Source organism: Niallia sp. 01092 (genome assembly GCF_052318935.1).
Lineage (GTDB): Bacteria > Bacillota > Bacilli > Bacillales > Cytobacillaceae > Niallia.
In genome coordinates, this window is sequence record NZ_JBQRKO010000008.1 from 76,276 (window position 1) to 91,862 (window position 15,587).

Annotated in this window: 16 protein-coding genes; 3 read left to right on the forward strand and 13 right to left on the reverse strand. The window is 35.5% G+C overall.

Features of this window, described 5'->3' with window-relative positions; all coding sequences use genetic code 11:
• Positions 1-18 precede the first annotated feature (18 nt).
• The gene (locus ACTXGU_RS09315) at positions 19-723 is read left to right on the forward strand and encodes a DUF421 domain-containing protein (RefSeq protein ID WP_443481235.1); all 705 of its coding nucleotides are present in this window, start codon (positions 19-21) and stop codon (positions 721-723) included.
• A gap of 119 nt (positions 724-842) precedes the next feature.
• Here the strand turns inward: ACTXGU_RS09315 and pduL are convergent, their stop codons facing one another.
• The 10 genes from pduL to ACTXGU_RS09365 form a co-directional block, all read right to left on the reverse strand.
• Positions 843-1,412, reverse strand: a complete 570-nt coding sequence (gene pduL, locus ACTXGU_RS09320) for a phosphate propanoyltransferase (protein WP_443481236.1) — start codon at positions 1,410-1,412, stop codon at positions 843-845.
• A 193-nt stretch (positions 1,413-1,605) separates the two neighbouring features.
• Positions 1,606-1,809: a hypothetical protein gene (locus tag ACTXGU_RS09325; RefSeq protein WP_443481237.1), complete on the reverse strand. Its 204-nt coding sequence runs from the start codon at positions 1,807-1,809 to the stop codon at positions 1,606-1,608.
• 82 nt (positions 1,810-1,891) lie between these two features.
• Entirely contained in the window at positions 1,892-3,118 is a 1,227-nt protein-coding gene (locus ACTXGU_RS09330) for a M20 metallopeptidase family protein (RefSeq protein ID WP_443481238.1), read from the reverse strand.
• A 236-nt stretch (positions 3,119-3,354) separates the two neighbouring features.
• Complete coding sequence (locus tag ACTXGU_RS09335) at positions 3,355-4,404, reverse strand: DUF4030 domain-containing protein (protein WP_443481239.1); 1,050 nt, start codon at positions 4,402-4,404, stop codon at positions 3,355-3,357.
• Entirely contained in the window at positions 4,404-4,913 is a 510-nt protein-coding gene (locus tag ACTXGU_RS09340) for a sigma-70 family RNA polymerase sigma factor (protein ID WP_443481240.1), read from the reverse strand. The genes ACTXGU_RS09335 and ACTXGU_RS09340 overlap by 1 nt, the downstream gene beginning before the upstream one ends.
• 258 nt (positions 4,914-5,171) lie before the next feature.
• Positions 5,172-5,315, reverse strand: coding sequence for a small acid-soluble spore protein O (gene sspO, locus ACTXGU_RS09345; RefSeq protein ID WP_443481241.1), 144 nt, complete (start codon positions 5,313-5,315; stop codon positions 5,172-5,174).
• Between the two features lie 66 nt (positions 5,316-5,381).
• Positions 5,382-5,969 carry a LysE family translocator gene (locus ACTXGU_RS09350; RefSeq protein ID WP_443481242.1) on the reverse strand — a complete coding sequence of 196 codons (588 nt, stop codon included), beginning with the start codon at positions 5,967-5,969 and terminating at the stop codon, positions 5,382-5,384.
• Positions 5,970-5,989: 20 nt separating this feature from the next.
• Complete coding sequence (locus ACTXGU_RS09355; protein WP_443481243.1) at positions 5,990-6,556, reverse strand: helix-turn-helix domain-containing protein; 567 nt, start codon at positions 6,554-6,556, stop codon at positions 5,990-5,992.
• A gap of 401 nt (positions 6,557-6,957) precedes the next feature.
• Positions 6,958-9,330, reverse strand: coding sequence for a polyprenyl synthetase family protein (locus tag ACTXGU_RS09360; RefSeq protein ID WP_443481244.1), 2,373 nt, complete (start codon positions 9,328-9,330; stop codon positions 6,958-6,960).
• A gap of 580 nt (positions 9,331-9,910) precedes the next feature.
• Complete coding sequence (locus tag ACTXGU_RS09365; RefSeq protein ID WP_443481245.1) at positions 9,911-10,369, reverse strand: hypothetical protein; 459 nt, start codon at positions 10,367-10,369, stop codon at positions 9,911-9,913.
• 277 nt (positions 10,370-10,646) lie between these two features.
• Between ACTXGU_RS09365 and ACTXGU_RS09370 the strand changes: the two genes are divergently transcribed.
• Positions 10,647-11,621: a YczE/YyaS/YitT family protein gene (locus ACTXGU_RS09370; protein ID WP_443481246.1), complete on the forward strand. Its 975-nt coding sequence runs from the start codon at positions 10,647-10,649 to the stop codon at positions 11,619-11,621.
• Positions 11,622-11,945: 324 nt separating this feature from the next.
• Positions 11,946-12,947 carry a zinc-dependent alcohol dehydrogenase family protein gene (locus tag ACTXGU_RS09375; RefSeq protein WP_443481247.1) on the forward strand — a complete coding sequence of 334 codons (1,002 nt, stop codon included), beginning with the start codon at positions 11,946-11,948 and terminating at the stop codon, positions 12,945-12,947.
• Positions 12,948-13,122: 175 nt separating this feature from the next.
• Here the strand turns inward: ACTXGU_RS09375 and ACTXGU_RS09380 are convergent, their stop codons facing one another.
• From ACTXGU_RS09380 to ACTXGU_RS09390, 3 genes are all read right to left on the reverse strand, one after another.
• Complete coding sequence (locus ACTXGU_RS09380) at positions 13,123-13,965, reverse strand: aldo/keto reductase (protein ID WP_443481248.1); 843 nt, start codon at positions 13,963-13,965, stop codon at positions 13,123-13,125.
• Between the two features lie 159 nt (positions 13,966-14,124).
• The gene (locus ACTXGU_RS09385) at positions 14,125-14,724 is read right to left on the reverse strand and encodes a cell wall hydrolase (protein WP_443481249.1); all 600 of its coding nucleotides are present in this window, start codon (positions 14,722-14,724) and stop codon (positions 14,125-14,127) included.
• A gap of 552 nt (positions 14,725-15,276) precedes the next feature.
• Positions 15,277-15,456: a DUF3934 domain-containing protein gene (locus tag ACTXGU_RS09390; RefSeq protein ID WP_443481250.1), complete on the reverse strand. Its 180-nt coding sequence runs from the start codon at positions 15,454-15,456 to the stop codon at positions 15,277-15,279.
• Positions 15,457-15,587: the final 131 nt, after the last annotated feature.

Consider the following 15,587-nt stretch of genomic DNA (forward strand, 5'->3'; position numbering starts at 1 on the left):
AAAGGGATTGGGGTTTTCATGGATTTTTTTCACGGTCAAGAATCGCTTACTTCTATTCAATGGATTTTAAGAGCTATTGTATCATTCTTCTTTTTAATTTTTGTGACAAAAATAATGGGACAGCGATCTATTTCACAGTTAAGATTACTCGATTTTGTCGTTTCATTAGTTATTGGAAATGTCATTGCCCACCCTTTGTCTGATGAACAACTAGGATTAAAAGGATCGATGATAACGATAACAGTACTCATGACACTCTATTTGATTGGTGTATATTCCACCTTAAAATGGCACAAGCTGCGTATCTTTTTTGATAAACCACCCTATGCTATCATAGAAAATGGGCAAATTCATTATAAAAATTTAGTTAGGGCAAGGATATCGATTGATATTTTATTGTCAGAGCTGCGTAAAAATAAAATTAAAGATGTTCAAAACGTTTCCCTTGCTCTATGGGAGCCTGATGGCACTATTTCGTTTTTTTTATCCCCTGCCTACCAAACAGTAACACCAGATGTCATGCATCTAGCAACAAAACCCTTTACATTTCCGAGAACCATTATACTAGATGGAAAAATTGATAAGAAGCAGCTAGACCAAATGGGCAAAAATGAAGACTGGTTAAAAAACAAAATTAACACTAGCTGCAATTCGAAAATAAATGATATCCTATTAGCAACGATTGATCATGAGGATAATCTGAAAATTTTTTTGTATAGATAAATGACACCTAAGAAATATTGCTTAAACATAGAAACTAAAAAAGGATAGCAATAAAAATTTCACATTTTATTGCTATCCCCGCTATCACTCAGTCAATGAGAAAAACCCATTACCATTTTTTATTTTAATAATTCTCCCGTATCTCCCGTTTTTATCCCTGCTGCATTAGCTTCATCTGTATCAATATGCATATCTAAAGCGTAAGTGTCTTTTACACGAATTAATACTTGATGGAAAATCAGTTCTCTTTCTCCACTCACTTTCACACGAACGTATTGTCCATCCTCCACATTAAATGTTTCAGCATCTTTTGTCGTCATATGAATGTGGCGCTCTGCAATGATGACTCCTTTATCAATCGTCAACTCCCCCTTTGGACCAATAATAGTTATTCCGGGCGTACCATCGATATTACCAGAGGAACGTATTGGCGCATTGATCTTTAGGTGAAAAGCATCCGTTTTCGAAATTTCAATTTGGGTCGCTTTTCTAATCGGTCCGAGAATTCGCACATTAGCTATCTCCGATTTTTCTGTTTTTATCGTCACCGTTTCTTCAGCCGCAAATTCACCAGGCTGTGATAATTCCTTTTTGCTAGTCAATTCATAGCCTTCTCCAAACAGCTTTTCTAAATCCTCTTTTGTTAAGTGAATATGTCTGTTCGATACACCAATAGGGATTTGCATCATTTTTGAACTCCTTTTTTATATTGTATTTTACTTTTCCCCTAATGGATGATGGTTAATTAATTTTCATCCTATATTTGATTCAGTCAACCTGCTGCTATTCAATTACATCCGCTAGTATAAAGTTCAATTTGTATGTACGAATAGTTTGTTTTTGCCAAGGCAGCATCTGATAGACATACCTTGGCACCAATTTTTAACCCCCGAAGAACTTTTTAAATTTTTCTAATTCCTCTTTACTGTACTTTTTTGTTTTATCAAAATATGGATTGTCCTCTAATGAATTTTTGGGGTCCAGATTTGTATTTACTGAAAAAACTGGCTGCTCATTGCCTTCTGCAATAACTCGATCATCTAAACTGTCAAAGTCAGGCATATTGGAATCTTTATTATTCACCATTGTTTACACCTCCTATAAAGTAGGGTAAACTTTTGGTTTAATTTTATGTACGATAAAAAAGTCTCATTCATAAAAGAATAGATTAATGTCTATCTTCACTTCCTGCTGTTTCACATAGCGCAACTGTCTCTATGGCGTTTTTTACTAAATAATGATCTACACTCGCTAACATTGCCTTTCCTCCATTAATCATCGCCCTCTCGTCGAAATCGAATTTAGGGTGGTGATGTGGATAAACAGCATCTATTGATTCATTACCTGCTCCTGTAAAAAATAGCATACCTGGTTTCTTTTCCAGATAGTTGGCAAAATCTTCACTAACTAATAGGGCAGGCGCCTCTTCAATTTGCAATTCTGGCAAAGATGCTTTAACAGAACTGGAAAATACATCTGTTTCTTCAGGATGATTGTAAACACCTGATACACCATGATAGTAATCAAATTCGTAATCAGCCTGCGAACTTAAGCATATGCCTTTAATAGCATCATTCATAGCAGCTTCTACTAATTGCTGCACTTCTTTTTCATACGTTCTGACCGTTCCTTTTAAAACAGCTGTATCTGCAATTACATTAGCAGCATCCCCAGCATGAATAGATCCAATGGATATAACAGCTGTTTTCTGAGGATGAACTCTTCGACTAACAATATATTGAAGCTGGTTGATCAACTGACCGGCAACAGCAATAGCATCTATCGTATCGTGGGGGGAAGAACCATGTCCCCCTTTCCCTTTTATTTTTATTTGAAACAAATCCCCTGCAGCAGTTGTATATCCTTTTGTATATGAAATCGTTCCTGTAGGAATTAAACTCCATAAGTGGTTGCCAAAGACAATATCTACTTCTTCCAAACAATTATCTGCAATCATTTTCTTCGCTCCACCGCCGCCTTCTTCAGCATGCTGAAAGAGCAGAACTACATTTCCAGCTAATTGTTCCCTATTTTCCTGCAATACTTTACTCACTGCTAAAAGAATAGCAGTATGTCCATCATGGCCACAGGCATGCATAACACCATCGATTTTAGATTTATATGGAACTTCTTTTTCGTCCTGAATAGGCAACGCATCAAAGTCAGCCCTTAATGCAATTGTTTTCCCAGGTTTTGCTCCTCTAATAATGCCGACTACTCCCATGCCGCCAACATTTGTCCTTCTTTCAATTCCATATCCAGATAAGATGGAAGCAATTAGCTTGGAAGTCTTATACTCTTGATTTGTAAGTTCGGGATATTGATGCATATGTCTGCGCCATTCAACCATTTTGTCAAACATTTCTTCCAATTGTTGATTCCAAATGTTCAGCATATACCTTCCTCCTATGTCGTAGCTTTAAGAAGATTGAACAGTCGTCTAATTTATCGACTGCAATCATCTTTCTTTATTTTCCGAAAATTAAATATATAAAAACAGTATACAAAATATAATCGTTGAAAACAAAAATAAAGACCCCTAAAGACAATGCTTAAGGAGTCATTTTTACTTATAACGTCTTTTAAAAATGCTGATTTATTGTTTAATTTGATTTCTTTGAATAAAACAAGCTAATTAATTCGCTGATTGTTTTTACTATAAATCTTAATTTCATAAGGATCATTTTTCACTTTTTCTTTTATTGAATCAGATGAAAGAAAATCATCGATGACTTTTTCAAGCTGCTTGCCAAACTCTTTTGCATTTTTGTCTGAACTAGACAATGTGGTATACACTAAAATCTGTGGTTTTAGATGTACAGAATAGCCTAGCATATGCACTTTATATTCTTTTTTGCCCATTAAATCTTCCTCAATAATATGAAGGATGTCAATCAACCTTTTTTCTTGATCCCTTTTTACCATATCTACTTTTTTTATGCTTAAAGAAACATGTTCCATTTTATATCGTTTAAAAATATCATTTACTACTTGCTTTAGTTCTTCGGTTCTATTCTCCGTGTTAGGTATATATAGGATAATTGTTTGTGGATCATAACTCATTGAAGAAGCTACATTGAAATTCCTAGCTGCTAATTCCTTTTGAATAACAGGATGAATAATATTAAATTCCTTCGTCGTTTTCTCGAATTCCTTCTGTTCCTGTTCTGACATCTTTGTTTCCTTAAGTCGTCTTGAATCCTTACCATTATCTCTTCTTATTTGTAGAGTATAAGCATCATAATCTTTTGAAAGCAGGATGTTCTTTGCTATTTTCTTTACATCATTTTTCACCGAATCATAATACTCTTTAGACCCATAAATCGTGATATATAATTTTTTTTCTGGATAAATCACCCCTATTACAGAAGTATTATAGCCTTCCGCTCTTAATTCTTTTGAAATGGTTTCCGATATACTAGCCTTTGGTTCAAAAATTTGTCCTAAGTATGGAATTTTTGCTGCTACTTTCGCCATTACGGGAGAAACAAAAGCAGAACCAATAAATAGAGAAAACAATAACACTGCTGCACTGCTAATGTAGAATACTTTTTTGGGCAGATTTCGTTGGTTCCTTTTTCCTGTTTTGATGGCATTTTTCATCACTTGGTTCAATTTGTCTTCAGGAATTTTTATATTGTCTATCTCTTTTTTTACATTGGTATTTAGAAAATCATTCATCAGATGCATCCCTCCTTTAAATCCGATTTCAATTGATGGATTGCTCTATGCAATCGAGTTTTGACCGTTCCTTCTGGACAATTTAATATTTCGGCAATTTGTTTTACTGTTAGATCCTTATAGTACCTAAAAATAATCACAGTCTTATAATGCATATCCAACCGCTTAATTGCTTCTACTAAATCCAATTTTTCTTCCATGTGAAGATTTTGATCATGAATATATCCATCCGCATCACTAAGTGAAACCAAACGATTAGTTTTGTTAATAAAATCTATTGCCGTATTAATTAAAATTCTCGCTATCCATGTAGAAAAATAAGATGACTCTTTTAAATGCTTTATAGAAATAAAAGCTTTACAAATTGTTTCTTGTACAATATCAAGCGCATCTTCTTCATTTTTCACGTATAAATAAGCCATTCGAAAGAGCTTGCTCTTTTCCATTTCGACTAACTCTTGAAATGCTTTTTCATTTCCTCTTTTAGCCTTGTTTATTTTTTTATCCATCGACATGTACTCACCGCCTCTTTTTCTAACCGTTAGACACTACAAATTGCGAAAACGTTTCAAAAAAAACAAAAAATAATTATTTTAAAATAATATAAGAACAATTATAAAGACATCAAAAAGGTGTGCCACAAATGACACACCCATTACATCCATTATCATTGATAAAAAAAGCAAGAAATAAACCTTCTGTCGACTTTTATTTTTCTACGATAAAAAATTCCATTTCCATCAGATAGCTGGAAACATCAAAAAATACTACTGTCGTTTTTTTGTCTTTTTATTATTTAACTTTTCCGCTGCTGTCAGCGGTTCATTTGCAAATTCATGATCAAATTGGTTGGACAAGTTCCCTTTTACAGCTTGTTTTTCACTATTCAAGTTTTTCTTCGATTTGGTCATCTTCAAGCACCTCCATCACGTATTTTACCTAACATGGATAATAATTATGTACGCATTTTAAACTACCTATTTTATAAGAATAGAAAGTACACTAACTATTAACAAAGACCCCATAATAATGTTGAATTGTTTTCTAAAAGCAGATAAATATTTTTGAAAAAGAGAGCCAAATAGACTCCAACAAAAGGTACTAACAAAACCAATAAAAGCCAAAAGCAAGGAATAGAATAATAAGGCCAAATGTGAAGGGTCATAGGGTAGAATAAATGTTGAAACTACTGATAGGGCAAATAGAATTCCTTTTGGATTTATGAATTGTAATAAGATGCCCGATATAAAATTGTTATTGTCTTTCTGTTCTTCCGTATCATTTTCAACATTTTTAGCCATCATAATTTTTAATGCAAGATATAACATATACATTACACCAAGAATTGTCATAAGCAGTTCAATCTTCGGCAGAATGCTTTTAAGTAAAACATTAAGGTAAATACACAGTATCATGATCAAAAAGAAACCGGTACCGACTCCTAGACAAAATCTAATGGTCTTCTTTAACCCATACTTGTTTGCAAATAACATAGCCATAATAGTATTGGGTCCTGGCGTAAAACTAGTGACAAAAACAAATAATAAAAATGATAATATGGACATACTTGCCTCCTTAAATAAAGTTAAGTTTCTGGATAATGCATTACGACCTGAAATACAGTGCCCTCATTTGTTTCGTTGATGTATTGGTGAGTAACATTGCCTTCAAACTTTATTGCTTCACCAGATTTTAAGCAATAAAACATATCCTTAATCTTTAATTTCAATTCCCCTGAAACGACTGTAATATATTCTAGAACTCCATTATTATGTGGCTCAGAAATGTAATTGCCCGTTGCTTTTAAAGTAACCGTAAATATTTCCATCTGGGTTTGCGGATCAAATGGAAATAATAAATATACTAGACATTTTCCATTATCCTCTGTTATATCCGCTTCTTTTTTCTGAACAATCGAAATTTTAGTTTCATTCTCCTTTAAAAGGGAAGAAAAAGAGATGTTTAAACCTGAAGCAATTTTCCAAACGATTGTAACCGTTGGCTGTGAAGTTCCTTGTTCAATACGATATAACATTGCTTTACTAACACCTGTTAATTCTGCAAGTTTATCTAAACTGATTCCTCTTTTTTTTCGTATATTTTCAATATTATTGCCAATACGAATATGTATGGACTCTTCGATAAAAATCACCTTTCCTTTTGACGTTTTATAAGTTAAACAAATTTTATCATATATGAAACATTTTTGCGAAATTGTAGTCAGCACTAAAAACAAGAAAAGGTATGCCGTTAAAATGACACACCTTGTCCTTTCTTATTTTGATTGATAAAAAAGCTAAAAATTAACCTATCAATTTTTATTTTCATTTAAATTCTACTGTCGTTTTTCCGTATAATGTTTATTTTCGATCAAGGTTTTCTAATTAATTTTAATCATATTCTTTGATTTATTATACTATCCCACCTTATTAAAACTACAAAAATACAGCAAAAAAAGTATCAGTCACCAAAATGACATTGGTCTATTCAAGGAGACTGACACTTCGTTTCGCAAACTATTAAGTAAAATTAAACCATGAATTTAACAAACCCTTAACGGTCCCGATGCACCATATAATTCAATAAATGCTTTAAAAAAGGGCTGTTGCGCGGCACTTCTTGCAGCGATTCCATTGCGAGACAGTAATGTTCCCACATTGCTTTTTTGGCATCAACAGAACCAAGGATGGACACAAAAGTTGAATGGTCGTTTTCTGCATCTTTTCCAACGGTTTTTCCGAGTAAATTCAGATTGCCTTCTACATCAAGCAAGTCATCCTTAATTTGAAAAGCAATGCCGGCATGATAGGAAAATTTTTTCAACACTTTTATTTCTAAGTCCTTTGCATTTGCGAGAATAGCAGGCATAATCAGGGAAGCTTCGAATCCTATCCCCGTTTTATAAAAACAGATTGTATTTAATTGTTCCAGTGTCAATAATTTCCCTCTAGAATCCAAGTCCATCGCCTGCCCCTTGCACATCTCCCCTGTCATTTGGGCCGAATATTGAATTAATTTCAGCACCGTTTTCGCATCGAATTGGTCAAGTGATGTTTGTTCTTCAATCGCCTTCTGGGTCAGAAAAAGACCCGATAATTCTGCTATTGCAATGTTATACACTTCATGCACGGTTGGACGCCCCCTGCGGATCGACGCATTATCCTGAGATGGCAGATCATCGAAGATTAACGATGCAGTATGCATATATTCTAATGATTTCAACAGCGGCACAATTGCTGAGCTTTTTAATCCATATTCGTTTACGGCCATAACCCAAGCCACGATTGGCCTTAACCGCTTCCCATCGCCATCCAGACTGTAATTTGCAGCATCAATTATCCACTCCTTCATCAAAGAATTATTATCGATTTTAGGAATCGTTAAGATGTTGTTGATTTGAGTGCGGACAGTTTTAATCGTATCTAAAAATTCTTCCTGTTCCTTCCGTTCTTTTTTTAGTGTGTTAATCATATGATCCCGAAGCAGTTTATCAAAGAAATCCACATCATCTGCTTTTCGAACCATCTGTTGGATGATGCGATTGAATGTTGGATTTCCAGAAGCAAACAGCTCCATCACTTCCTTGTATTTTTTCGTTCCTATTTTTTCTTTAAATCGTTTTAGACCGTTTATTGCACGATCCAAAATCACCTCACACGTCTTCGCATCTGAGTGATAGACATGATGAATCAAATGAGAGATGACCGTCCAGTATAATTCAAAGGGATTGATAAGATCCATCCGCTTATCATGATATTTTAAATAGTAGGTATAAGGTGTAACCGCACCTTCCTTCCTATCATCAAACATATCGGCAAAATCATCAGCGAGCTGGTTGTAAATGCCATAATAGAATGTCCGGCTGTCAAAGCCCTCATCCTCAGGAGCACTGATTAAGGAACGAACAATCAATCGGGAAGAAGAGGATTTTAAAATTACCGGTATGTAAAGCTCTTCATTCGTGTAGCTTCCATTGGATAAATCCTTTTCACGGTCCACTTCCTGGGAATGAAAAAACACATATGATTGCTCAAGAAATGATTTCCAAGTCTCATTCCGATGATTTTCCTTCATATACTCAAATGCCTCTCGGAGTTCCGAATGAATATATTGAATCAGATGATCATTATTTCCAGTCCACTCTCCTAATTCAGGGACAGATCCTGTAATAAGGGTGGTACGGATTAAATCGGAATATTGTTTTTCCTCATTAGCGGATAAAACTTTCGCATCCAGAAGGTCGTCAATAAACGGATAGGTCAAACCATAGTAAAAGCCTAGCTTAATCGCTTTATCTAATTTTTTCGTACGTTCTTCAGGCGGTATCCCATCTCCCATTTCTTCGATCTCGTGCATCACTACTCCAGCAGTAATTTTTAGAATTTTTCGCTGGGCTTGCGCTGCATCCATCCCCTCTGGAATATTAAAGGATACCTTCTTTAGTTTGTTTATCACCCAGATTACGGTAGACTCAACTCCTTCCTTCTGGGCCATCCTGTACAAGCCGACCATGCTAAACGTCTCCGTTTTATCACCTCTATTTGTTGTCAGATGAGTTTTTAAACTGTCCACTACACGACGAATTTTAGTCTGAGTATCAGGTGAATTCAGAGATTTTCCCAAATCCCGCATATAAATATAGGAGATGCTACGGTCCAAGTAATGATCGAGTTTACCTGTGTAATCCAGCCATTGAATATAATGGTGATACCCTTTTGAATCAGGCTTCCCCTTTCCCCGTGAAATAAAGGAGAATATGGAATGATGATGAATATGATTGTGTTTCCAAGATTGGATATCTTTTGTTAGGATAGGGACATAAGTCTTTTGCCTGACTTGCTCATACAGTGATTGAAAATAGTGACCAGCCTTTTGCTCAGCCAGCCGGTAGCATGCATCGGCATTTTTGATTAACTCCTCATTCATACGATAAATACCTCTATTTCATGGTCTCTTATGTCATTCAAACCAATATTTTAACCCAAGCATTTGTTTCTTTTCAAAACGCTCTTTTCGTATAGATTGTTGCTTTTAAACTCGCAGCCCGAATACTTCTTCTCCCATTTTTTACGTAAAAAACAACAAACTTAGAGAAAACAGCCTTTCAAAATATATTTAAATATAATCTAAAGATAACATCTTTATAACCAGAAAGGTTATAAAGGCATGATTCCTTTGCATCTGTAAATGCATATATTAATGTTATTAATGTTTATGTATTATTTTAAAAATGATGTTTTTTAGTAGAGGTTGCACTTTTCTAATTTCTAAATAAGTAGTCTAACTTCACCGTATTGAATACGCTTTTATGCCTGACCCCCTGCCCCTTAATCCTATAGGTACTGGGGGAAAGACATCAATTTTAATTTTGTGAGATTTCTGTTGTAAAAAACGTGGGTTTTATTAAGGTTTATATTTAGGGGAGATACTTATTTACATAAGCAACTTCATACGTTGACAAAATACCCCAATAAAAAATGTGATAAATGGTCTTATTTTTTCTTAATTATACTTCAAGTTGTTTTTTTATTCGGTCTATTTCTCTTTCATTCAGAGCAGCTTTTTCCCAAGTATAATCTTGATCTGCTTCTATTTTATTTAATTGGCGGAGAATTACTTGATGACTTTTCAAATTTTCCGTACGAAATTCTAATAGTTCTGTTTTTATAGATTGTTGTCCTTCTTTTAATTCTTGGATGTCTTTGCGCATGGATTGCTGTTCTTTTCCAAATATGGTTAGTTCTTCTTTAAATGCTTTCATTTCCTCTTTCATCGACTGTTGTTCTACTTTTAATCCTTGTATTTCCTTTTTCATCAACTGTTGCTCTACTTTTAGTCCATGTATTTCCTCTTTCATCGATTGTTGCTCTACTTTAAGCTCTTGCACACTTTTGTTTAAATTACCAGTTATTGCAATAAGGCTGGCGATCATTTCTTCTAATTTATCAAATCTTTGTTCTGACACTTTATTTCACCTCCTTGTCCATTATTTTATCGTAAAGGAAAAGAAATTACTATTTCTTATACCCAGGGTCAAACACTAGCATTTTCAATCTCCAACACCTTCCAATTTGCTTCTTCCTATTTCTACTGCTACAATTAAATATAGACAAAAATAGACTTTTATGGAATTTTCCTTTTGAATTTTAGGAGTTGCTATCATATACAAAAAACAAAATATCCATAAAAGAAGCTGATTTTTTTTTAATAATAGGCATAATATTTACACGGAGGGAATTCTTTTGTCAGAAAATGTAGATAAACAACGTAATAAATCAGAAATTTTTGTCAGGTCCATATTGGCGTTGATCGGTGTTGCTATATTGGCAATTGGTGCGACTTTATGTAAGCAAGGACATGTGGGGCTAGATCCTTTTACTGCTATCAATATAGGTCTTTCAGAAAAAGTTGGCCTAAGTTTGGGTAGCTTCCAGCTCAGTGTTAATGTGATTATTATTGTCATCGTATTATTATTAGACCGGAAAAGAATCGGTATTGGCACCATCATTAATATGGTTTGTGCTGGATTTATGATCGATTGGTTTTCAGACCTCTATACCCATGTGTTTGATTATCAGACAACGCTGCTAACCAAAATAGTAAATGGTATTCTCGGTTTGCTCTTCTTTACACTTGGCACTTCTATCTATATGACCGCGAAGGTTGGCGTTGCCCCTTATGATGCACTTGCCCCTATTGCATCAAAACGATTACATATCAAATATAAATTTTGTCGTATGGCTCAGGATATTGGGTTTATGATTGGTGCTTTAATTGCAGGGGGACCTATTGGCCCTGCCACCATTATCATCTCCTTTTTTGCCGGACCATTAATCACCTTCTGGGATCATCGTTTTAGCAAAAATCTTGTAGCGAGTTTAGTAGACTTCGGAAGACATCCTTCTGGGAAAAAAATCGGACTTAGCATTGATAATATCGGAAAATACACGTATAACCTTGTAAAATACAGCTACAATCAAACGGTTATCACACAAGAAAGACTTTCCGATTATTCCGATGAACAACTGGAACAACGAGTAAACCAAACACGTACAACCTTAAATCATATGAAAACTGTATTTAATAACACGGCTACTCTATACGGAATGTTAAAAAATGAGGAGCGGAAGAGAAAAAGAGAAGCAAAACTGCAAACAGAAAATACAGAAACTCCAGATAGAGAAACTTCAAAACAAAAGTCTGATACTTCACATTAATCACTTCCTATTTTAAGAAGGCTGTTTTGTTATAGATTGTTGCTTTTAAACTCGCGGTCTGAATACACTTCGTCCGTTTAGCGAGCGTCGAGCCTCTTCGTCGCATACGCTCCTGTGGGGTCTCGTCTTTCTCGCATTCCCACAGGAGTCTACGTGTATTCAGTCTGTTGAGTACTTCTTCTTCCAATTTCTCACGTAAAAAACAACAAACTTTGAGAAAACAGCCTTAAGAAAAAAAACAACCGGATATCGTTTTTCTATTCGGTTGTTTTTCTTTGTTGTGATTCTGCTAAGAAAAAAAATAAAGGAGGTCTTTCTAACTGTATGAAAGCATTAGTTTTAACCGGAACAGAACAAATGGAAATTCAAGAAATTCCTGATCAACCTTTAAAAAATAATGAAATCAAAATAAAGATGAAATACGCCGGCATTTGTGGTACAGATAAACATTTATTCAAAGGATTGCCTGGTTCAGCACAAGCTAATCCCCCTGTTATTTTAGGTCATGAAAATTCCGGCGTAATCAGCGAGCTAGGGCCAAACGTTAAAAGCGGTCTTCAAGTTGGTGACCGTGTTACAATTGATCCAAACATTCCTTGCGGCTATTGCTCTTATTGTCATGATAACAAGCCTCAGTTATGCGAAAATATGGAAGCTGTTGGCGTAACCCGTGATGGCGGCATGGCTGAATATGTTTACGTCCCGGAAACAAATGTATATAAAATACCAGATAGTCTTAGTTTTAAAGAAGCAGCCATGGCGGAACCAGTCAGCTGCATGATCCATGCACTAAAGCAAGTCGATATTAAAACACATCATACAGTCTTAGTGGTCGGTGATGGATTTTTAGGACAATTATATATTCAATATTTGGCGAATCGCGGTGTGAAAAAAGTGGATGTCAGCAACCGTAATTCGAAAAAAATTGACCAACTAAAGAAACTCGGCGCTACAAGTGTAATTCATCACGACGAAATAAAGGAAAAATATGATATCGTCATCGAATGTGTCGGCGTGACGAAAACGCAAGAACGAGCAGTCTCTTCTGCACGCCGAGGTGGACAAGTTCTAATGTTTGGCGTCGCTAATCCAGATGACGTCATTCAAATTAGCTCCTACGATATTTTTTTTAATGAGTTAACTATAAAAGGTGCATTCATTAACCCACATTCCATGAACGAAGCCATCCAACTATTAACTAATAAATCCCTGTTGGATATCGAACCACTTCTTTCACATGAATTTACATTAGAAGAAGTCCCTGACTTTTTGGCTGGCAACATCAATGAAAAAATCACAAAAGCAGTTATTAATTTAGAGGCGTGATCCATTCAAAAACTCCTCTAGAGAAAAAGCTTTACTTTGAAGCTGCGCAATACAGAAATAAAGAAAAAAGTACCAGTTACCGTAAAAGGACAATTGTCCTTTTGCGGTAACTAGCACTTAGTTTCCAGATCAAAAGAAACCAAATCCTTAAAAAAATTAACAACTTCCTTCTCCACTAAAATTCTTCGTATACTGCTGGGTCTTGATCAAATGTCCGTCCATTTGGGTGGCTTAGCTTAGCAATCGGCTGCATCTCTTCATCGGTTAGCGAGAAATCAAATATTGATAGGTTCTCAAGCTGGCGTCCTGGCGATGAAGCTTTAGGCAGCGGCAATGCACCAAGCTGAATATGCCAACGGAGAATAATTTGTGGAATCGACTTTTGATGAGCATCAGCAATAACCTGAATATCCTTATCCTGCAACAATTCATTCGCTCGTCCCAATGGACTCCAAGATTGTGTTACAATCCCATGCTCCTTATACCACGTTCTCTGTTTTTCCTGTGAAAAATAAGGATGCAGTTCAATTTGATTGATACTTGGAGTAACGCCGGTTTCTTGAATTAAACGTTCCAAGTGTTCCGGTAAAAAGTTGCAGACGCCAATTGAACGGATAAGTCCCCATTTTTTCGCATCAATCAACGCTTTCCAAGCTTCAACATATAAATCCTTGCTTGGATTTGGCCAATGAATAAGGTAAAGATCATAATAATCCAATCCTGCCCGTAAAATAGATTCCTGAATAGTAGTTATTGCTGCATCGTAGGTGTGGTGCCGTCCAGGTAACTTAGATGTAATTCGCAGCTGTTCACGTGGAACCGAGCTGCGTCGAACCGCCTCGCCAAGCGCTCCCTCGTTCTCGTAGTTAAAGGCAGAATCAAGCAAACGATAACCTACATCAATGGCGCTTACAATAGTGTTAGCACCCGCCGCTCCATTCAACTTGTATGTACCAAAACCAATTGCCGGAACTGTCAAACCATCATTAAGCGTAATTTCTGGAACTGCATTTACCACGATCATCTCCCCTTTCTTAACACTATCAGTTTAGCACCCAATATTAGGTAAGTCTAACAAACTGCAACTAATCATGGAAAATAATAACTGGTATTGGTGCCTAGTTTATTTAAAGTTAGTACACAAAAAAAACGCACAGCTTTATGCTGTACGTACCTGTTAAATAGCGAATGCGTGATTACCTATTGTCTTAATAACTTTACGAGAGAAAATCCAATCACTTGTTGCCGTTTCAGGGTTGTAAAAGTAGAGCATCTCATCGTCATTCCCTTGACTCTCCAAAGCTTCTTGAACCGCTTTATGCGCTTCCTCATCTGCAGATTCATGAATAGAACCATTTTGAACAGGTTCAAATGCATTCTTTTCATATATAACATCCTTTATTGTATCGGGAAACTCTTTGTGTTCCACACGATTCAACACAACTGCCGCAACTGCTACTTTACCTTCATATGACTCACCTTTTGCTTCTGCGTGAACAAGACGAGCGAGTAAGTTCTTTTCCTCGGTCGAGATTGTAAGAGAATTATCTGTCTTTTCGAACCTCGTCATTGGGGAATTTACTTCTATTCCATTAAAAAAATGAAAGTCTAATAAATTTGTCTCATCCTTATATCCACCAAATTTTTCCACGAATAATTTTAGCGTGTCACCAGTATGAATAGAATCTACTTCTTCAGCATTTATATGAGTAATAGGAAAAACAGTATATGAACTAATTAATATAATGGTTATAGCTAATATAAATAATTTTATCAATTGTAAACCTCCTGCTTTTTTTAATCCTAACAGGCCCATATACAAGGCTAACAGGTTTACAAGTATTTCTCATTATATAATTATTGGTAGAATTACCATTTAAACGATAAGCATCGACAAGAAATTGAAAATTTTGTATGAGGTTTATTGCAGGGATGTTCAATTGAGGATTTTATCGTCTTCTAAATTGTTCTAATTCTGTTTCCATTTTATATACTTTTTATTTAAGGCTGTTTTCGTATAGATTGTTGCTTTTAAACGCGCAGACTGAATACACTTCGCTTTCCGTGGGCGAGCGTCGAGCCTCCTCGTCGCATACGCTCCTGTGGGGTCTCGTCTTTCTCGCATTCCCACAGGAGTCTACGTGTATTCAGTCTGATGAGTACTTCTCCTCCCATTTTTTCACGTAAAAAACAACTACATTTAAGAAAACAACCTTATTTAACACTTCTGTTTTATCATCAACATAGTCCACAAGTGCCCGCCCTCCTGTTTAAAACTAGCGGGCAGGCAATCTTATTATAAAAAATCAGCAGTTCCCTCTACTTTTTATCAATTATCAGAAGAACCTTCATTCGTATTGCTGGCAGTTTTTTTACCATCGGCATGTTTTACGCCTTTGCTTTTATAAGGTTTCGCACTTTTTGCTTTATTTGCACTAGCTTGCCAGCGGTTCCAGCCTTTTTTGCCAGTTCCTCTGCCTATTCCACTCTTGCCCTTTGCCTTGCTCATTAAATCAACTCCATCCTTCTTTAGAGAATTAACTAGCAGTTTGTTCCTCCTATCACTTTTCCTTAGAAAAAAAACCAAACATAATAAAATATAACATATAAAGATTGAAGAAAGTATAATGAATAATAGAA